The organism is Amycolatopsis sp. cmx-11-12 (genome assembly GCF_046269425.1).
Classification (GTDB): domain Bacteria; phylum Actinomycetota; class Actinomycetes; order Mycobacteriales; family Pseudonocardiaceae; genus Amycolatopsis.
This window is the reverse complement of sequence record NZ_JADNQM010000009.1, coordinates 151,203-170,130: the sequence shown is the minus strand read 5'-3', so window position 1 is coordinate 170,130 and position 18,928 is coordinate 151,203. Positions and strand designations below refer to the sequence as shown.

At 66.8% G+C, this 18,928-nt stretch carries 20 protein-coding genes; 8 read left to right on the top strand and 12 right to left on the bottom strand.

Features of this window, described 5'->3' with window-relative positions; genetic code table 11:
* Positions 1–42: 42 nt before the first annotated feature.
* Both ACLARN_RS15350 and ACLARN_RS15345 read right to left on the bottom strand, forming a co-directional pair.
* Positions 43–687: a DUF4360 domain-containing protein gene (locus ACLARN_RS15350; RefSeq protein WP_409492059.1), complete on the bottom strand. Its 645-nt coding sequence runs from the start codon at positions 685–687 to the stop codon at positions 43–45.
* Positions 688–966: 279 nt separating this feature from the next.
* Positions 967–1,608: a DUF4360 domain-containing protein gene (locus ACLARN_RS15345; RefSeq protein WP_409492058.1), complete on the bottom strand. Its 642-nt coding sequence runs from the start codon at positions 1,606–1,608 to the stop codon at positions 967–969.
* Between the two features lie 458 nt (positions 1,609–2,066).
* Here ACLARN_RS15345 and ACLARN_RS15340 point away from each other — a divergent pair, with 458 nt between their 5' ends.
* Complete coding sequence (locus tag ACLARN_RS15340; protein ID WP_409492057.1) at positions 2,067–3,056, top strand: malate dehydrogenase; 990 nt, start codon at positions 2,067–2,069, stop codon at positions 3,054–3,056.
* 59 nt (positions 3,057–3,115) lie between these two features.
* Here the strand turns inward: ACLARN_RS15340 and ACLARN_RS15335 are convergent, their stop codons facing one another.
* The gene (locus tag ACLARN_RS15335; protein ID WP_409492056.1) at positions 3,116–3,559 is read right to left on the bottom strand and encodes a hypothetical protein; all 444 of its coding nucleotides are present in this window, start codon (positions 3,557–3,559) and stop codon (positions 3,116–3,118) included.
* Complete coding sequence (locus tag ACLARN_RS15330) at positions 3,559–3,918, bottom strand: MerR family transcriptional regulator (protein ID WP_409492055.1); 360 nt, start codon at positions 3,916–3,918, stop codon at positions 3,559–3,561. The genes ACLARN_RS15335 and ACLARN_RS15330 overlap by 1 nt, the downstream gene beginning before the upstream one ends.
* Positions 3,919–3,970: 52 nt before the next feature.
* Here ACLARN_RS15330 and ACLARN_RS15325 point away from each other — a divergent pair, with 52 nt between their 5' ends.
* On the top strand, positions 3,971–4,807 hold the full coding sequence (locus tag ACLARN_RS15325; protein ID WP_409492054.1) for an NAD(P)-dependent oxidoreductase: 837 nt from the start codon (positions 3,971–3,973) through the stop codon (positions 4,805–4,807).
* Positions 4,808–4,823: 16 nt separating this feature from the next.
* On the opposite strand, the gene ACLARN_RS15320 is transcribed toward ACLARN_RS15325, so the two are convergent.
* Both ACLARN_RS15320 and ACLARN_RS15315 read right to left on the bottom strand, forming a co-directional pair.
* A complete protein-coding gene (locus ACLARN_RS15320; protein ID WP_409492053.1) occupies positions 4,824–4,970 on the bottom strand; it encodes a hypothetical protein in 147 nt (48 codons plus the stop codon).
* A gap of 252 nt (positions 4,971–5,222) precedes the next feature.
* Positions 5,223–5,423 (bottom strand): hypothetical protein, encoded by a 201-nt coding sequence (locus ACLARN_RS15315; protein WP_409492052.1) that lies wholly within the window; start codon positions 5,421–5,423, stop codon positions 5,223–5,225.
* 183 nt (positions 5,424–5,606) lie between these two features.
* On the opposite strand from ACLARN_RS15315, the gene ACLARN_RS15310 reads away from it, so the two are divergent.
* Entirely contained in the window at positions 5,607–6,479 is an 873-nt protein-coding gene (locus ACLARN_RS15310; protein ID WP_409492051.1) for a helix-turn-helix domain-containing protein, read from the top strand.
* Positions 6,480–6,485: 6 nt separating this feature from the next.
* On the opposite strand, the gene ACLARN_RS15305 is transcribed toward ACLARN_RS15310, so the two are convergent.
* Complete coding sequence (locus tag ACLARN_RS15305) at positions 6,486–7,583, bottom strand: HesA/MoeB/ThiF family protein (RefSeq protein WP_409492050.1); 1,098 nt, start codon at positions 7,581–7,583, stop codon at positions 6,486–6,488.
* 372 nt (positions 7,584–7,955) lie between these two features.
* On the opposite strand from ACLARN_RS15305, the gene ACLARN_RS15300 reads away from it, so the two are divergent.
* Together ACLARN_RS15300 and ACLARN_RS15295 are read left to right on the top strand one after the other, a co-directional pair.
* Positions 7,956–8,825, top strand: a complete 870-nt coding sequence (locus ACLARN_RS15300) for a helix-turn-helix domain-containing protein (protein WP_409492049.1) — start codon at positions 7,956–7,958, stop codon at positions 8,823–8,825.
* Positions 8,815–9,048 carry a DUF397 domain-containing protein gene (locus ACLARN_RS15295; RefSeq protein WP_409492048.1) on the top strand — a complete coding sequence of 78 codons (234 nt, stop codon included), beginning with the start codon at positions 8,815–8,817 and terminating at the stop codon, positions 9,046–9,048. The genes ACLARN_RS15300 and ACLARN_RS15295 overlap by 11 nt, the downstream gene beginning before the upstream one ends.
* Before the next feature lie 121 nt (positions 9,049–9,169).
* Here ACLARN_RS15295 and ACLARN_RS15290 read toward each other — a convergent pair whose 3' ends face one another.
* Positions 9,170–10,039, bottom strand: a complete 870-nt coding sequence (locus ACLARN_RS15290; RefSeq protein ID WP_409492047.1) for a TetR/AcrR family transcriptional regulator — start codon at positions 10,037–10,039, stop codon at positions 9,170–9,172.
* 87 nt (positions 10,040–10,126) lie between these two features.
* Between ACLARN_RS15290 and ACLARN_RS15285 the strand changes: the two genes are divergently transcribed.
* Both ACLARN_RS15285 and ACLARN_RS15280 read left to right on the top strand, forming a co-directional pair.
* Positions 10,127–11,920 carry a right-handed parallel beta-helix repeat-containing protein gene (locus tag ACLARN_RS15285; protein WP_409492046.1) on the top strand — a complete coding sequence of 598 codons (1,794 nt, stop codon included), beginning with the start codon at positions 10,127–10,129 and terminating at the stop codon, positions 11,918–11,920.
* A 70-nt stretch (positions 11,921–11,990) separates the two neighbouring features.
* Positions 11,991–12,614, top strand: a complete 624-nt coding sequence (locus tag ACLARN_RS15280; RefSeq protein ID WP_409492045.1) for a hypothetical protein — start codon at positions 11,991–11,993, stop codon at positions 12,612–12,614.
* A gap of 350 nt (positions 12,615–12,964) precedes the next feature.
* On the opposite strand, the gene ACLARN_RS15275 is transcribed toward ACLARN_RS15280, so the two are convergent.
* The 4 genes from ACLARN_RS15275 to ACLARN_RS15260 all read right to left on the bottom strand — a co-directional run bounded on the left by ACLARN_RS15275 (position 12,965) and on the right by ACLARN_RS15260 (position 17,810).
* Positions 12,965–15,007, bottom strand: coding sequence for a M3 family metallopeptidase (locus ACLARN_RS15275; protein ID WP_409492044.1), 2,043 nt, complete (start codon positions 15,005–15,007; stop codon positions 12,965–12,967).
* Between the two features lie 102 nt (positions 15,008–15,109).
* Positions 15,110–15,820: a histidine phosphatase family protein gene (locus tag ACLARN_RS15270; protein ID WP_409492043.1), complete on the bottom strand. Its 711-nt coding sequence runs from the start codon at positions 15,818–15,820 to the stop codon at positions 15,110–15,112.
* A gap of 104 nt (positions 15,821–15,924) precedes the next feature.
* A complete protein-coding gene (locus ACLARN_RS15265; protein WP_409492042.1) occupies positions 15,925–16,764 on the bottom strand; it encodes an undecaprenyl-diphosphate phosphatase in 840 nt (279 codons plus the stop codon).
* Entirely contained in the window at positions 16,764–17,810 is a 1,047-nt protein-coding gene (locus tag ACLARN_RS15260; RefSeq protein WP_409492041.1) for an LLM class F420-dependent oxidoreductase, read from the bottom strand. The genes ACLARN_RS15265 and ACLARN_RS15260 overlap by 1 nt, the downstream gene beginning before the upstream one ends.
* Before the next feature lie 137 nt (positions 17,811–17,947).
* On the opposite strand from ACLARN_RS15260, the gene ACLARN_RS15255 reads away from it, so the two are divergent.
* Positions 17,948–18,913, top strand: coding sequence for an aldo/keto reductase (locus tag ACLARN_RS15255; protein WP_409492040.1), 966 nt, complete (start codon positions 17,948–17,950; stop codon positions 18,911–18,913).
* Positions 18,914–18,928: the final 15 nt, after the last annotated feature.

Genomic DNA, 18,928 nt, shown 5'->3' with positions numbered 1-18,928 from the left:
GCCTCCTTCGTCGTGGTTCGAAGGAGGCCGCCGCCTCAGGGATCAGTTCTTCGGTTTGGGACAGTTCTTCCAGGAGAAGTGGTACGTGGTCTTGATGGCACCGTCGGTCGAGTCCATGGTGACGAAGCTGGTGGTCTTCTTCGGATCCGAAGTGCCAACCCCGGCCCGCAATTCCGTGTTGATGTTGAAGTTGCGGTCCTCACCACAGGGCTTGTAGACGATGGCACCGACCTCGATCTCGTCGGTGAACTGCCAGTTGTCCTCGTACGGCCCCTTCAGGTTGTGGTTCACAAACGACGTCGGGGAATTGCCCTGGAAATAGTAGTTGGCTCGTTCCAGTCCGGTGGCACCCGCGGCCAGGGACGCGAATCCGCGGTAATCGGTTCCCGCGATACCGTAGGTGAATCCCTGCGGAACGTGGACATAGAGGTTGAGCTGACAGTTCTTGCGCAGATCGGTCGGTTTCGCCCCGACGCCGACTTGGGCGGTGTATTCGCTGTAGGTCACCGTGAAGGCGGTGTTGTCCGGTGATACGGAAATAGCCGCGGTACCCGGTCTGCATCCGGTTCCGTTGACTGTCACGACGTCGATGACTATCTTGTCGGACGGTAGCGGCGGCGGCACCCAGCCGTTCGGCGTGACGACCGAGGTGAAAAGCGTTACGGCAGCAACCAGCGCGTTGAGCATGGGATCCTTCCCAAAACTTCCACACGGCGGGAACTGGGCGGATTCGATGTTGTCGAGACGATCGTTTCCGGGCCGCCCGCCGATCGGGCGAAAACGGTTTCGGCCACCGGAAATGGCGGTGACCGCCGAAAATGGGGTCGTCGAGAAGACCCGTCGCCGCCAGGTGGGGCGGACGACGAGCCGTGAAGTCCTCGTACAGGGCGGCCAAGGCCCTGACCAGGCATGGGTGGGACGGCCTTCTTCCGAGCGGGGAAGCAGGCCGTCACCCTGGAGAAGATGTCAGGAGGTCGGGCAGGTCTTCCACGAGAAGTGGTAGGTGGTCTTGAAAGCGCCGTCGGTCGAATCCATCGTGATGAAACTGGTGGTCTTCTTCGGATCCGAACTTCCGGCCCCGACCCGCAGTTCCGTGTTCACGTTGAGATTCCGGTCCTCGCCGCACGGCTTGTAGATGATGACGCCGCCCTCGGCCTCGTCGCGGAACTGCCAGTTGTCCGACAGTGGCCCGTTGACAGGGTGGCTCACCTGCGCCGTCGGCGAATTACCCTGGAAGTAGTAATTCGCCCGCTGGAGCGCCTTGGAGCCCGATTCGAGCGAGGCGAAACCGCGATAGTCGGCGCTGGCGATACCGTAGGTGAATCCCTGCGGAACGTGGATGTTGAGGTTCAGCTGGCAGTTCTTCCGGAAATCGGTGGGCTTCGCGCCGACGCCGACTTGGGCGGTGTATTCGCTGTAGGTCACCGTGAAGGCGCTGTTGTCCTTGGCGACGGCGACCGCCGACGAACCCGGCGGGCAGCCGGAACCGTTGACGGTGATCACCTCGATGGTGACACGGTCCGGCGGCGGTCCCGGCGGCGGCGACCAGCTATTGGGTGTTATTATCGAGGAGAAAAGCGACACGGCGGCAACCACTACGCTGAGCATGGGGTCCTTCCCAAAACTTCCACACGGGGGGCGGGGAACTGGGCGGACTCAGGTTAGCGAAACGATCTTCATGGTGCCGCCCGCCGATCGGACGAAACTGTCCCGGCAATCGGTTCATGGCATTTAATTATGGTCTGTAACCGTTTTCCGAGTCCGATGAAAACACTGTCGAACCCGGAAAACACCACTCTGTTCGCACGATATGGAAAATACGTTCTCCGGTGCGGTGTTGACGATTTCGGGAAGACAACCGCGATCAGGCGGTGGCGAGGCTCGCGGCCTCACCGAGCACCGCCACCGACACAACCGGCGGGTGCATGTCGTGGAACTCACCGACGCGAACGTGGCCGGTGGCGGCATCGATCAAGAAACAGTGACTGGACGCACCCGGACGGCGACTCGAGACAGGACTAGCATCGCGGTACAAAGTCGATGTCGCCTCAAGCTGGAGAACCGCAATGACCCAAGCCCCTGTCAACGTCACCGTCACCGGTGCGGCCGGCCAGATCGGCTACGCGCTGCTCTTCCGCATCGCGTCCGGTCAGCTGCTCGGCCCGGACACCCCGGTGAAGCTGCGGCTCCTGGAGATCCCGCAGGCGGTCAAGGCGGCTGAGGGCACCGCGATGGAACTCGAAGACGGCGCGTTCTCGCTGCTGTCGGGCATCGACATCTTCGACGACCCGAAGCAGGCCTTCGAGGGCGCGAACGTCGCCCTGCTCGTCGGCGCCCGCCCCCGTGCCAAGGGCATGGAGCGCGGCGACCTGCTCGAGGCCAACGGTGGCATCTTCAAGCCGCAGGGTGAGGCCATCAACGCCGGCGCGGCGAGCGACATCAAGGTCCTCGTGGTCGGCAACCCGGCCAACACCAACGCCCTCATCGCGCAGGCGCACGCGCCCGACGTCCCGGCCGACCGCTTCACCGCAATGACCCGCCTCGACCACAACCGCGCCCTCGCGCAGCTGTCGAAGAAGCTGGGCGTTCCGGTGACGGAGCTGAAGAAGGTCGCGATCTGGGGTAACCACTCCGCGACCCAGTACCCGTCGATCGCGCACGCCGAGGTGTCCGGCAAGCCGGCGACCGAGGTCCTCACCGACCAGCAGTGGCTGGCCGACGACTTCATCCCGACCGTCGCCAAGCGCGGCGCGGCGATCATCGAGGCCCGCGGCCTGTCCTCCGCAGCGTCGGCCGCCTCCGCGGCGATCGACCACGTGTACACCTGGGTCAACGGCACCCCCGAGGGTGACTGGACCTCCGCGGCGGTCGTGTCCGACGGCTCCTACGGTGTCCCGGAAGGCCTGATCTCCTCGTTCCCGGTCACCGCCGCGAACGGCGAGTACAAGATCGTCCAGGGCCTCGAGATCGACGACTTCTCGCGCGCCCGCATCGACGCTTCGGTCAACGAGCTGGCCGAAGAGCGCGACGCGGTGAAGAAGCTCGGTCTCATCTGAGCCTGATCCGTTCCACGAAGGCGGCCGTGTCCCCCCAGGGGTCGCGGCCGCCTTGTTCGTCAGGCGAAGAAGTCCCGCGCCGGGCGGGGCGCCCACAGCAACGCGACCAGCACCACCTGAGTGAGGGCGACGACCGGGATCACCGCGTGGAACATCGGCGAAGACGTCCACGAGAACACGCTGAAGACAAGCGAAAGCACCTGTGTGGCCGTGATCAGCCGCCGCGTCCACGACCACCCGGACGCGAGCTTCCACGCCGGCACCACGCACAGCACCAGCAGGATCCCGTGGAACACCGACCCGGATTCGACCGCGACCTCGGCGGAACGGACGATCTCGGCCTGCCCGAACCCCGGATACGTGGTCGCGACCTGCGCCCGCAGCGCGTCCTCGTTCGCCCACATCACCAACGGAATCACCAGATGGCTCACCGCCACGGCGATCAGCAGCGCCCTCGACAACCGGACCGCTCCCGGCATCGAAGCCCGCGCGACCGTCGTCATCAGCTCGCCCGCCGTTCCGCGCCGATGAGCGAGTCGAGGTTGGCACGCGTGGCCTCCAGCTCACCGATCGCCTCGTCGATCCGGTTCCGCTGTTGCAGCAGGCCGTCCACCAGCTCCGGGCAGTCGGGCGTCAACCAGCCGTCCTCGTCGACGATGCACGGCAGGATCTCCAGGATCTGCGCGGTGTTCAGCCCGGCCCCGAGCAGGATCCGGATCCGCCGCACCACCGCCACATCGGCGTCGGCGTACACGCGATACCCACTCGGCCGCCGCTGCGGCGTCAGCAAACCCTGTTCTTCGTAATACCGCAGTGCGCGCTCGCTGACGCCGGTCCGCCGCGCGAGTTCCCCGATCCGCATCCGCACTCCAGCCTTGACTCTCACGTCGATGTCAAGGTTTAGCTTAGCCGCCATGACCACCGTGACCGTCCTCGGACTCGGCCCCATGGGACACGCCCTCGCCGCCGCGTTCACCGCCGCCCACCACCCCACCACCGTGTGGAATCGCACCCCAGGAAAGGAAAACGGCTTCGACGTCACCGTCGCCGCGACCGCCGCGGAAGCGATCGCGGCCAGCCCTCTCGTCGTCATCTGCGTCCGCGACTACGCGGTGGCACAGTCCATTCTCGACACTGACGCACTCAAAGGCCGCACCCTGGTGAACGTCAGCGGCGGCTCCCCGCGGCAAGCCCGCGCGATGGCGACTTGGGCCGCGGAACAGGGCATCGACTACCTCGACGGCGTGATCGTCTCGACCACCGAAGCCATCGGCGGCCCCGAAGCAGCCCTGTTCTACAGCGGACCGGCCGACGTCTACGAGACCCATCGAACGACACTCTCAGCCCTGGGCGAGAACGCGAACCACCTCGGCGAAGACCCCGGCCGCGCCGCCGCCTTCGACGCGTCCCTCCAGGACATGCTCTGGACCTCGATGAGCGGCGTGATCCACATGTTCACCCTCGCCAAGGCGGAGAACATCCCCGCCGCCGACATCGCCGGGCACGCGAAAGCGATGCTCGGTTTCTTCCCCGACATGATCGACCTGCTCGCCGGCCAGGTCGCCGCGGAGCACTACCCCGGCGACACGGGCACACTCGAGTCCGCGGCGGCGACGATGGACCACATCCTCAGCGCCATCCGCGCGCACGACCTCGACAACGGAGTCCTCGCCGCGGCCCGAGCCCACGTACAACAAGCGATCGACGCCGGACATGGCTCCGACGGGTTCGGCAGGCTCGCCGCGCTCTAGCTCCGCACACACGCCTTCAAGCACGCTTGACAGCCGTGACCTCGGCGACGCCAGCCACCCAGCGATCCGGCAGCGGTACCAGCGACTCGTCGTTCTGCCCGTCGAGGATGCGGAGGCGGGTTCCGTTCCCGCGAACGGTCAGGTGCAACGGGTCTCGCGCCACGACCCCGGCCAGGACGGCGCGCGTCGCTTGCCGGTTCGAGCGCTTTGCAGACCGGCAGGCCTCGAGCAGTGGTCCAGAGGCCTGCCGGCCGCCCTCCCCCCGGCTGGTGTCGCGTGATCCTGCGGGTCTTACCCGTGATCAGACGGAGATCTCGCGTGATCTCCGTCTGATCACGCGTAACCGCCGTCTGATCACGCGAGATTTCCGTCTGCGGAACGAAACCCAACGCGAAGCAAGCAGGATCACGCGACGCTAGTGGGCCGATCTGTCCACGATAAAGGGGTCGCGTGTTGGGTACTGATACTCCTGAACCAAGCCGGGATGGGTGATCGTGATCTCTCCGTCGAAGGACGTGTGCTCGTCCTGACGGGAGGTCCGTCCAGCCGCGTAGCCGATTCCCAGGCCCACCGGCAGCAACACGAGTTCGGCGATCTGTACCCAGTTGGCGAACATCGGACTCCCTCTACTCTGCTCGTCCAAGGCGGTCGGCACCCCTACCCCGCCTACCTCGATGCTATTCGCCAACTATGCGCCTCCGAAGCGCCTATTCGTGTGCTATTCGCTTCCTATTGCCGGGCAGGGGTAGCATGATCACCCACTGAACGACAGCTCAACCGCCCCCTGCGAAAGAAGATCATGCCCACGTCGTCGCCCCATCCAGGCTCCGACCGCGCCCGGCTCGCCGCGAAACTCCGCGAGATCCGGGCCACCACCGGACTGTCCGGCAACCAGTTCGCCAAGACCCTGGGCTGGCCACAGTCGCGGGTGTCCAAAATAGAGACCGCGACGCAGTTCCCGACCGGTGACGACGTCACGAGATGGCTCGCCGCAGCAGGCGCCGCCGACGAAGAAGGCGTCGTCACCGAGCTACTCAAGCGCGCCCGAGTGGAAACAGTGTCGTTACGCCAAGAGTTCCGGAAGCCCGGCGGAGCCGCCGCCAACCAGCGGTCGATCCTCGAACTGGAGCAGCAGGCTTCGCGGGTCGCCATGTTCCAGCCGGCTCTGCTACCCGGCCTCGTGCAGACACCCGGCTTCATGCGGGAGCTGCTCGCACTACCTTCCGGCCCCGCACACACCGGCGGCGCCTCGGACGCCGACCTCGAACACATGGTGGCCGTCCGGATCGAACGGCAGGCACAGCTGTACGAACCGGGCAAAGCCTTGCCGCTCGTCATCGGCGAGGCCGCATTGTGGATCCGGATCGGCGATCTCGAAACCCAACTCGGCCAGCTGGACAGACTCCACTCCCTCGCCGGCCTGCGCACCGTCGACCTGCGGATCGTGCCCTTCAGTACCGGCATGCCGATCGCGCCCCTGCACGGCTTCAGGATCTTCGACGCCGACTTCGTCGTGGTGGAGACCTTCACCGACGATCACCTGATCATGGATCCGGACGAGATCGCCTTGTACGAGCACATGTTCAGCCGGCTACAAGCCGAAGCCGTGGGCGGCGACGAAGCGGCCCGGCTGATCCGGAGCGTGTCCCGTCGCTTGGCAGGCGAGCCCTGAAACCGATCACACCGCGGTCCGGCACGTCAGGCACTCCGCATGCGGCTCATCCAAGCTGGTGACGAAACTGTGGTCCATGGTGGCGAGACTGAAGCCGTACTGACAGTTGAGCGCGAGCTTCGGCGCATCCGTGATCAGGCACATCACCGCGTGCGCCACCAAATTGCCGGCGACTCCCGCCGTCACAGCGTTGGCCGCGTGCGCAGGAATGCTCGCCGCGGGCCTCCACGTCGCCAGCGGCGGCCGCTGCGCGTCCCTGTCCTGCTCGGCCAGCCGAGCACACTCGTAGCACGGCCCCGCTCCCGGCCGGTAGATGCCCAGGTTGACCTGCGGGCCGTGATATCCCCCGTACACCCAAGGCGTACCCGCCGACGCGCACGCCTGGTTCGTCCATGTCCGGATCACCGAGGGCTGATCGGCAGTCATGATCAAGACGTCACAGTCGGCGGCGAGCCTTCGCAGCGACGCCACGTCCCCGATCCGCGTCGACTCCCCGGTGACTTCGACATCCGAATTGGCCGCACGCAACCTGTCTACCGCCACGTCCACCTTCGGCAGGCCGAGATGCTCCTCGGTGTAGAGAATCTGTCTGCTGAGGTTGGACAGTTCGACCACGTCCGGTTCGACGCAATGCAGCCGCCCCACCCCTGACATGACAAGGCCCAGGGCAGCTGTGCAGCCGACGCCACCCACGCCGACCAGCACCACCCGCGCCTGGGCCAACAGGACCTGAAAGTCCCAGCTCGAACTCCTCCGCGTCAGATCGATCCACCGGTAGAGCGACCGGCCTCTCGAGTGACGCTCGAGTTGTCGCGCGGTCAGCGCGGTACACGTCGGCTCGTCGGCGTCTTCGACATACCCGAGTTCGGCCAACGTCTCGACGGCCGCGATGACCTCGTCAGCGGACGAGCCCGGAACCCGATGAGCCAGGTCGGCGACGACCTGGCTCATCGTCCGCGTTCCATCGAGCAGATCCAGCAACGCCCACACGGCACCATCGGGGTCCCTCAGTTCGGCGGCGATGCCGAACACCTCCCCGCCGATCCGGATCCAACCGTCGCCGAATCGGACCGGCCGATGCTCGTTCTTGATACGTGGACGCATCGGAACCCCTCCTCGATCAACCGTTGTCTCCGCTGTAAACGTGGCGAACAGCCTCGTCGCGCGTCACCATCACGATCTCGATCATCACCGACCACCTCCTCCCCCCGACAGAGTTCGTGCACCCATCGCGTCCGCCTCCCTCTCGTACCCACGGCTCGATAGCGCCCCTGTCGGCGACGCTTCTCGATCGCGTCCTCCGCCGACTCGCCTACCCGGTTGCCGACGGATCCACCTCTACAATGTTAGACTGCGCCCTTGTAGAGGACTCAAATGTAGAGCTTCACATTGTGGGTCGTCTATAGCGCACCTTGGACTAAGCGGGTGATCCTGGGGTCACCTTCCGTGACGAGACTCTGAGGAGGTGGTGCTTTCGTGGGCTCGCTGAACCCCACGGCCATCAAGCGCTGGATCGCGCTCGAGATGAAGCGCCTCCGGGAAGCGGCCGGCCACGACCGGACGGCCGCGGCCGAGCGCATCGGCAAGGCGACGACGGTCATCGCGCACATCGAGACCTCGCGAAATCTGCCGGCGCCCGCAGATCTGGAAGTCTTGCTCGACTTTTACGGAGTGCCCGAGCGAGCACAGTTCTTTCGGGACCTCACGAAGCGAGCGAAACGTGGCCGAGACTGGTGGATCAAATTCGACCATGGGGTGTTCGACTGGTTCAATTTGTATCTGGGGCTGGAAACCGGCGCCGCACGCATCAGGACCGTGGACCTGGTCGTACTGCCCGGCTTGTTCCAGACTCGCGATTACGCTCGCGCCATAATGCGAGCAGGTCGACGATGGGACAGCGAGAGCGAACTCGACACCATGATCGACCTGCGAATGGCAAGGCAAGAAATACTGGATCGCCCTGAAGACGCGCCGAAGATCTGGTCGATATTGGACGAGAGCGTTCTGCGCCGCCAGGCAGGCGGGCCAGAGGTCATGCGCGATCAGTTGCAACACCTGGTGGAACTGACCGAACGACCGAACATCGACATTCAGGTGCTCCCCTTCACCGCCGGAGCCCACGGCGCCTCGGACGGTATGTTCGTACTCTTGGACTACCCGCCCGAGTTCGGCGGCGACCCCGGAACCGTGTACGTCGAGAACCGGCGTGAAGGCCTCTATTACGAGGACAAAGAAGACCTGATCCGATTTCGGAACACGTTCGAACGCCTGCAGGCACAAGCTGAGCATCCCGGACGAACACGGGATTTCCTTCAAAAATTGTCAAGGGAACTCTATGAACACTGATACGTCTCGACCCACCCTCGTCGGCCTTTCCGGCTGGTGGAAATCGAGCTACAGCGCCGGGACAGGCGGCTGCGTCGAGGTCAATGACTCCGTACCCGGCTACGTGGGTGTACGGGATTCGAAGCTCGGCGAAAAGAGCCCTGTCCTCGTTTTCGAGCCGCACGAGATTCGAGCCTTCATCCTCGGTGCGAAAGACGGCGAATTCGACCACCTGCTGCCCTGACCCAAAGAGGGGTGCTCTGGCCGAGCCAGAGCACCCCTCTTTGTCTATGCGGGTATTTTTACTGTCGGTAAGATTGATTTTGTCAGTTGCTCGACGGTATAGGGCGTTATACACTTGGACTTCAGGGGCGCGTTGACTGGCGCTGACGATAGGCGCGCTGCTGACAGGCCCTCGAGCAGTAGTCTCGGGGTCTGCCCCGCCCTCCCCCGTCCAGCGGTTGGCCGCACATGACGCACTCCCCTCCCCCAATTTCGTCACGCGTTACCTCACTCCCCTGACTCTCGACGAGCATCTGGACGCCGTCGAGGGTGCGTTGCAGCCCGAACTCGAAGGGGTCGAGCGGCGTGTCCATGCCCCCGGCCTTCCATAACCTCTCCAGTGCCGGGTACACGTCGAGGCGCTCGAACAGCGACTCGCGTTCGCTCCACCACTGTTCATGGGAAACACCCGTGCGTCGCTGGAGTTCCGCGGTCTCCCCCGCCTGACGCGCGACGGACTCGACGAATCCGCCGACCAGGTTCACCACCGCGATCACCTGCGCGGGCGCCAGACCACTGCGCGACGCGACGTCGAGGGCGTGGTCGTAGCCGGCCATGATGTTCGGCCCCGGCAGGCGCCGGGTTCCGGCACTGTTGACCAGCCAGGGATGCCGTCGGTGCAGTTCCCATGCCCGCCGTGCCCAGCGTTCGAGGCCGGTCCGCCAGTCAAGGCCGTCCGCAGGCTCCACGGGAGACTCGCCGTACACGGCGTCACGCATGAGTTCCACCAGCTCCGCTTTGCCGGGAATGTAGCGGTAGAGCGACATCGTGGTGGTACCGAAGCGCTCCGCGACCTTGCGCATCGACAGCGCTCCGAGCCCTTCGGCGTCCGCGACATCGATCGCCGCCGCGATGATCCGGCCGAGGCTCAACCCGGGCCGATCCGGCTCTGGCGCTCCCCACAGCAGCTCGATCGCGCGCTCCGGATCCGGCTGCGCGTCGTCTTCAGCCACCGCTTCTCCCTTGACTCTCATCGCTCACGCGTGTTTAGCTGGTAAACCTCAGTATATCCCATAAACATTCCTCAGGAGCGCTTCAGCATGCCCGAAATCAGGTTCCACGTCTCCCCCGACGGCCAGGACGATTCGCCCGGCAGCGTCGACCGGCCCTTCGCCACCCCGAAAGCGGCACAAGAAGCTGTCCGCGCCGTCACCGCCGTAATGACCGGGGACATCGTCGTCACCTTCACCAGCGGTGTCTACCACCTCGAAGAACCCCTTGCTTTCGACGACACACTGGCGGATTCCGGCAGGAACGGTTTCCGCGTGATCTACCAGGCAAACGGCTACGGAACGCCTGACCAGGCGAAGGTCGAACTGAGCGGCGGCCGTGAGATCACCGGCTGGTCGACCAGCGACGACGGCGCCTGGACCGTATCCATCGGCGATCTGGAACCACGACGGCTCACCGTGGACGGCCGCCCCGCCGCGCGGGCCGCCCGCACGAGCGGCCTACCGGGGACCGTGACGAAAATCGGGACTGGTTACGTCACGGACAGTGGGGAACCCCAGTCGTGGCCGGACCCGTCCGGACTGGAGTTCGTCTACCCCGGTGTCTACCCGTGGTCCGAAGCCCGCCTCGCGGTCGCGTCGATCTCCGGCGACGACTCCTCGACCACCATCACCATGGCCCAACCGGCCTTCGACAACGCCAAGTCCCTCTACGACTCGAAGTGGTACGGCGCCGGTGGAGACGGGACTTGGGACGGTCTCGCCGCGCCTTCCGTACTCGAGAACAACGTGGCTTTCCTGACCGAGCCGGGCACCTTCGCCGTCGACCGCTCCGAACCGGGCGCCCATGTCCTGCACTACCGCCCGCGCCCCGGCGAGGAGATCGGCAAGACCACCGTCGTCGTCCCGGTGCTCGAAACGCTCGTCAGCGGACAGGGCGTACACGACCTCGTGCTACGCGGTTTCACCTTCGCCGACGCGGCCTGGTCTGGTCCCACCCGCACCGGCGGCTACCTGCACTATCACGGGAACGCTCGCCATGAGCAGGGCGAGTTCCAGAAGATCGACATGGGCGCCGACGTGGGCTACGTCCATGTCCCGGCGAGCCCGGTCCAGCTGCCAGCCAATGTCAGCTTCACCGCGGTCCGCCGGGTCACGCTGGAGGACAACCACTTCACGCGTCTGGGCGCGGGAGGGCTGCTGGTCGAGGACAGCACCGACGTCGAGATCCGGTCGAACGTCTTCGACGAGATCTCGGGCAGCGGGATCGCCGTCCACGAGAGCACCCGGGTCTCGCTCGAGGACAACCTCGTCCACCACATCGGCACCGAGTACCGCGGCTCGTCCGCCGTCATCGTGGTCGAGTCCGAAGAGGCGACCGTGGCGCACAACGAGATCCACGACGTTCCGCACAACGGCATCGTGATCACCGGCGGCGAGCGGGCCAAGGGCACCCAGGTGGTCGCGAACCTCGTCGAACGCAGCATGGGGAAGCTGATGGACGGCGGCGGGATCTACCTCTCCGCGCCGCAGGGCTCGTCGTTCGCCGGCGGCGCGGTGGTCCGCGGCAACGTGATCCGTGACGTCCTCACCTCGTACAACTTCGGGCTCTACGCCGACTACGGCGCCGCGTGGATCACCATCGTCGGCAACATCGTCCACGGCGCCGACACCCCGATCGTGCTCCAGGTCGGCCCGCCGCTGGAGAACGTCGCCTTCCTCGGCAACTTCTGGGACGTCCAGCCGGACGGCGAGCCGCCCGAGACGGTGACCGTGGCCGGGAACACCTTGCTGTCCAAGGAGAACTTCGACAAGGAAGTCCGGGCCGATCCGGCGGGCGCCGACATCCTCGCGCGGGCGGGACGTCGCGGTCTGGAACGATGATCAACGCTCCTGCCGGGCACGCGCCCGGCAGGAGCCGTTCCGGCCACGATCCTCGAGGAGACCACGCGCCATGCCGACCACGGAAGCCGCCGGGACACGCCACCGCCTCGCGCGGATCGCGACCGAGGTGCTCGCGCCGTGGGTCTGGGTGCTCGGCCTGCCGCTGATCGTCGCCTGGAAGGTCACCGGTTATCACCTCGGCGAGACTGTCCTGTGGGGCCTCATCGTCGGCGTCACCGGTTCGCTGATCCCGATGGCGGTGATCGTGCGAGGCGCGAAGAAAGGTAAGTGGGACAGCCACCACGTGACCGATCGCGCCGGCAGGCTCGTCCCGTTCGCGGTCTGCATCGGCTCGCTGGCGGCCGGATTCGTCATCCTGATCGCCGGCGGCGCTCCGCACGAGATGATCGCGCTCGCCGCCGCCGAACTCGTCTGCCTGATCGCCGCGCTGGCGATCACCTTCGGCTTCAAGTTCAAGATCTCCATGCACGCGATGGTGGCGGCGGGCGCGGCCGTCATGCTCATTCGCGTATACGGCCCCTGGCTCGCCTTGGTCTTCCTCGGCGTCGGCTGGATCTGCTGGTCCCGCGTCGAACTCGGCGACCACACCAGGTCCGAGGTCGCAGCCGGGACGATCGCTGGCGTCGTCCTCGGCGGTGGGGTTTATCTGATGCTCGAAGCTGTTTTGGCCTGACCCACGCCGTATAGGTCGTTATACACTTTGGTCGAACCTTCAGTGCGTTCGGCAGGCTCGGTGGCGAAGAACCGCTCCCCCACCAGTGCTGCGGCCGCTTCCCGGATCGTTCCCGCAGTTCCGTGCCGGACGACGTGACCGCGGCGGTCGCAGAACTCGCCGCCTGACGGCGGTCTCCCTGCCTGGGCACTGGGGGTGTCCGGGCAGGGAGTTCCGTGAAGGACTCTTTGAGGGACCCAGGGCCCCTCAAAGTTCCCCTCACCCCGAGCCGAACCTCATCCTGGTCTCAGCAGCGGCGCGTGAAGGCCCCCTTCCCTACCCTGAGAGTAGGAAACTCGACCTTCACACCGTCAGGCCCCGGCGAGACCGCGGCGCTTCAGCAGCGGCTCGATCTCCGGGTCGCGGCCGCGGAAGGCACGGAACGCGGCCATCGGGTCGACGCTGCCGCCCCGTCCGAGCAGTTCGCGGCGGAAGTGGTCACCGTTCTTCCTGGTGAGCCCACCGTTCTCGCGGAACCACTGCACGGTGTCGGCGTCGAGGACCTCGCTCCAGATGTAGGAGTAGTACCCCGCGCTGTAGCCACCGCTGAAGATGTGCGCGAAGTAGGTGGTGCGGTAGCGCGGCGGCACGGCTTCCAGCGCGACACCGGCCTTCGTCAGCGCCTCGGCCTCGAACCGCTGGACGTCGTCGACGACGTCCTCGGTGCCGAGCGCGTGCCACGCCTGGTCGAGGAGCGTCGCAGCGAGGTACTCGGTCGTGGAGAACCCTTCGCCGTACTGCTGCGACGCCAGGAGCTTGTCGATCTGCTCCTGCGGCAGTGGCTCGCCGGTCACGTGGTGCTTGGCGTAGTTGGCCAGCACCTCGGGCCAGAGCATCCACATCTCGTTGACCTGCGAGGGGTACTCGACGAAGTCGCGCGGGACGTTGGTGCCGGAGAACGTCGGGTACTGGACGTCCGAAAGCAGCGAGTGCAGCGCGTGCCCGAACTCGTGGAACGCGGTGACGACCTCGTCGAAGGTCAGCAGGGTCGGCTCCCCCGGCGGCGGCTTGGCGACGTTGAGCACGTTCACCACCACCGTCTTGGTGCCCAGCAGCTTCGTCTGGTCGACGAAGTTGTTCATCCAGGCGCCACCGCGCTTCGAGTCGCGGGCGTAGTAGTCGAGCAGGAACAGGCCGAGTTCGGTGCCGTCGGCGTCGAAGACCTCGAAGATCCGGACCTCGGGGTGGTACTTCGGCAGGTCTTCCCGCTCGGTGAAGGTCAGGCCGTAGAGGTTGGTCGCGGCGAAGAAGACGCCGTCGGTCAGGACGCGGTTCAGCTCGAAGTACGGGCGCAGCGCCGCGGTGTCGACCTCGAACCGGTCCTTGCGGACGCGCTCGGCGTAGAACGCCCAGTCCCACGGCCGCAGGATCGCGCCTGGGATGTCGGCTTCGAGGTAGCGCTGCAGTTCTTCGGCCTCCGCCTTGGCGTTGGCGACCGCGACCGGTGCGAGGCGTTCGAGCAGCCCGACCGCGGCCTCGGCGGTCTTCGCGGTCTCGTCTTCGATGACGTACGAGGCGTGGTCGGGGAAGCCGAGCACGGCGGCCCGCTCGGCACGCAGCCGGACCAGCTGGGCCACGATCTCGTTGTTGTCGAACTCGTTGCCCCGGTTGCCGCGGGACACCGACGCGGTGAAGATCCGCTCGCGCAGGGCGCGATCCTCCAACGAGGCCAGCGCCGCCTGCGCTGTCGGCAGGGTCAGCTTGAGGACGTACTTGCCCTCCTCGCCGGCGGTCTCGGCGGCCGTGGCAATCTCGTCCTCGCCCAATCCGGTGAGTTCCGCGACGTCGTCGACGACCACCGCGAGTTCGTTGGTGTCCTTCAGCAGGTTCTGTTGAAAGCGGGTCGAGAGCGTCGAGAGCTGCTCGTTCAGCTCGCGCAGGCGCTTCTGGTCGGCGTCGGGAAGCCCGGCGCCGGCGCGACGGACGTCGGTGTGGTGCCGCTCCAGCAGTCGCAGCGACTCGGTGTCGAGGCCGAGTTCGTCCTTGCGCTCGAACAGCGAATTGATCCGGGCGAACAACGCGGGGTTCAGGTTGATCGCGTCGGCGTGCGCGGCCAGCCGCGGCGCCATTTCGGCCTGCACGCGCTGGATCTCGTCGTTCGCGTTCGATCCGGCGAGGTTGAAGAACACGCTGGAGACACGGGACAGCAGCCTGCCAGACTTCTCGAGCGCGGCGATGGTGTTCTCGAAGGTCGGCGGTTCGGCGGAACCGGCGATTTCGTCGATCTCCGCGACGTGCTCGGCCAGGCCCGCCTCGAAGGCGGGGAGGAAGTGCTCGTCGGCGATCCGGTCGAACGGCGGAAGGGCGTAGGGCAGCTCACTCGGCGCGGCGAACGGGTTGTCCTGCGGAATCATCGGTGTTGCTCCCGGGTCGTCGAATCTGCTGGTCTCGCCACCTTACGGGCAGCGAGGGGCCGGTGGATGCCGTCCTGGCGGTGACACCGCGGACGGCGATGGTCACGCTCCGGTGGTACCGCCCACCACCGCGTCGGAGCTCTGCTTCCCCTTGCCGCGCTTGGCTTTGGCCTTGGGTTCCGGCGGGGCGATACCGGCGAGGTCACCGCCGTTGTCGTTGACGCGCAACACGAACGGACGAGTCTCGGTGTAGCGGACGACCGAAACCGAGGCCGGGTCGACCACGATCCGCTGGAAGGCGTCGAGATGCTGGCCGAGCGCGTCGGCGAGGATCGACTTGATCACGTCGCCGTGGCTGCACAGGAGCCAGACCGCGTTCTCGCCGTACTTCGCGGTGATCCGGGCGTCGTGCGCGCGGACGGCCGCGACCGAACGCGCCTGCATCTCGGCCAGTCCTTCCCCGCCGGGGAAGATCGCGGCCGACGGATGCGCCTGCACCACCCGCCACAGGGGTTCCTTGAACAGATCCTTGAGTGCGCGGCCGGTCCATTCGCCGTAGTCCACTTCGGACAAACCGGGCTCTTTGATCTTGTCGAGACCGCGCGCCTCGGCCAGCTTCGCGACCGTCTGGCGGCAGCGGAGCATCGGCGAGACCACGATTTCGGCGAGCGGGACCGGCGCCAGACGCTCGACGAGCGCGGCCGCCTGCACGCGGCCGGTGTCGTCCAGGCCGACCTTGGGCGTGCGCCCGGCGAGGACGCCCGAACCGTTCGCCGTGGACTTGCCGTGGCGCAGAAGGATCACAGTACTCACGTGGCCCACCCTACGTGTCGTGCTTTGCCCGCTCCCGCGATTCGGCACCTGGTTGCGATCCTTGCGCGTGCGACGACCGCAACCAGGTGCCGAATCGCGAGGGGTTAGATGTGCGGACCCGCGCCGGGGTCGAGGACGCCGGTGAAGATCAGCACGAACAGCAGGACGCCGAGCACGAGCCGGTAGATCACGAACGGCACGAAGCTCTTGGTCTTGATGTAGGACATCAGCCAGGCGATGACGGCGTACCCGACGCCGAACGCGACCAGCGTCGCCAGGATCGTCGGCCCCCACTGCGCCGGGGCGCCGTCCTTGCCGATGTCGGTCAGCTTGTACAGACCGGAGCTGAACACCGCGGGCAGGGCCAGCAGGAAGGAGTACTCCGCCGCTTCCGCGCGGGTGTAGCCGAGCAGCAGCCCGGCGCTGGTGGTGCCGCCGGACCGGGAGACACCCGGGATCAGCGCCAGTGCCTGCGCGAAGCCGAACCCGAGACCGTGTTTGACCGTCAGGTGGTCGAGCGTCCGCTCTTGCTTCCCGATCCGGTCGGCCACCAGGAGGATCAGGCCGAACACGATGAGGGTGGTCGCGGTGATCCGCAGGTCACGGAAGGTCTGGTCGATCTGATCCTGCAGCAGCAGACCGAGCACGCCGATCGGCAGCGAGCCGATGATGATCAGCCAGCCGAGCCGGGCATCCGGGTCCTGCCGCCAGTCCTTCTTGTAGATCGAGAAGAACCAAGCGCGGAGGATCTTCCCGATCTTGCTGGAGAAGTACAGGATGACCGCGAGTTCGGTGCCGATCTGGGTCACCGCGGTGAACGCGGCGCCCGGGTCGTCCCAGCCGACGAGCGCCGCGGTGATCCGCAGGTGCGCGCTGGAAGAGATCGGGAGGAACTCGGTCAGGCCCTGGACGAGGCCGAGGACCAGTGCTTCGAACCATCCCATCAGGCGACACCGGCCAGTTCGATGGCTTCGGCGGCGACCTCGAGAGCGTGTGCGGAGCTCTCGGGGTCCGGCATGGACGGCGCGACGGTCAGCGTCGTGACACCCGCCCCGGCGAAGGCCCGCATCCGGTCGGCTATCCGTTCCTTGGGTCCCAGCAGCGATGTCGCGTCGATGAACTCCAGCGGGACGGCCGCCATGGCGCCCTCGTAGTCCCGGCCCAGGTACTTCTGCTGGACGTCGGCCGCTTCGCGCTCGAAGCCCATCCGGCAGGCGAGCTGGTTGTAGAAGTTCTTCTCCCGGCTGCCCATCCCGCCGAGGTACAGCGCCGCGTACCCGCGGACCGCGTCGGCGCAGGCCTTCCAGTCGTCACCGACCACGAGCGGGACGGTGGGCACGACGTCGAAGCCGTCCAGCGTGCGGTCGGCCTTCTCCGCACCGGCCTGGATCAGCTTCAGCTGCTCTCCGGCGTGCTCGGGCGAGAAGAACACCGGCAGCCAGCCGTTCGCGATCTCGCCGGTCAGTTCGAGGTTCTTCGGGCCGATGGCGGCCAGGTACACGGGGATCTCTTCGCGCACGGGGTGCACGGTCAGCGTCAGTGCCTTGCCGGGCCCGTCGGGCAGGGGCAGCTGGAAGTGGTCGCCGTCGTACTTGACCCGCTGGCGGGCCAGCGCCTTGCGGACGATCTCGACGTATTCGCGGGTGCGGCCGAGCGGCGACGCGAACTTCACGCCGTGCCAGCCTTCGGACACTTGCGGGCCGGAAACGCCGAGGCCGAGGCGGAAGCGCCCGCCCGACAGCGTGTCCAGGGTCGCGGCGGTCATCGCGGTCATCGCCGGGGTCCGCGCGGGGATCTGCAGGACCGCGCTGCCGACGTCGATCCGGGAGGTCTGTGCCGCCACCCACGCCAGCACCGTCGGCGCGTCCGAGCCGTACGCCTCCGCGGCCCAGACGACCGCGTAGCCCAGTTCGTCCGCCTTCTTCGCCAATGCCAGGTTGGCCGCGTCGTTGCCCGCGCCCCAATAGCCCAAATTCAGTCCGAGTCGCACGGCGTGAATGTATCCATCGGAGTGTCACTCCTCCGTTCAGGGTGTTGACACCGCGGTGACCCGGCCGGTGGTACTCGATCACGACACGCTCACCTGCTCCGTGTCCCGCACTTGCCTTCCGGCTAGGCTCGCCCGTCGTGGAAAAGCGACAGCTCGGCCGGTCGGGACTGCGGGTCTCGCGGATGGCCCTCGGGACCATGACGTGGGGTGGCGACACCGACTCGGAGGAGGCGGCCAGCCAGCTGGTCGCGTTCGTCGACGCCGGGGGCACCCTGGTCGACACCGCCGACATCTACAGCGAGGGCGAGAGCGAACGCGTCCTCGGCGCCCTGCTCGGGGACCTGGTCCCCCGTGACGACATCGTGCTCGCCACCAAGGCCGTCGCCCGCCGCGCCGACGGCCCGTTCGGCGGCGGAGCCTCGCGCGGTGCCCTGCTCACCGCGCTCGACGGTTCGCTGCGCCGCCTCGGCACCGACCACATCGACCTCTGGCAGCTGCACGCTTGGGACACCACCGTGCCGGTCGACGAGACGCTCGCCGCCCTCGACTACGCCGTGACCACCGGCAAGGCGCGCTACGTCGGCGTCTCCAACTACTCCGGCTGGCAGCTGGCGACCGCGGCGTCCCGCAGCTCCGCCGTCGCGCGGCTGGTCTCGACGCAGGTCGAGTACTCGCTGCTGGAGCGCGGGATCGACCGCGAGGTGGTGCCGGCGGCCGAGCACCACGGCATCGGGATCCTGCCGTGGGCGCCGCTCGGCCGTGGCGTGCTCACCGGCAAGTACCGCACCGGGACGCCCGCCGATTCACGTGGCGCGTCGAGTGTTTTCGCGGGCTATGTCGAACATCACCGGACCGAACGCGCGGCCAGGATCGTGCAGGCGGTCGCGACCGCCGCCGACGGCCTCGGGACCTCGCCGCTGGCCGTCGCGCTGGCGTGGGTCCGCGACCGGCCGGGAGTGGTCGCGCCCGTGGTCGGAGCCCGTGACACCGGTCAGCTGACCGGGTCGCTCACGGCAGAGGAGATCACGCTCCCGCCCGCCATCCGCTCTGCGCTCGACGACGTCAGCGCGATCGAGGTCGGCTACCCCGAACGCGGCCTTTGAGCCGTCCCGATTACT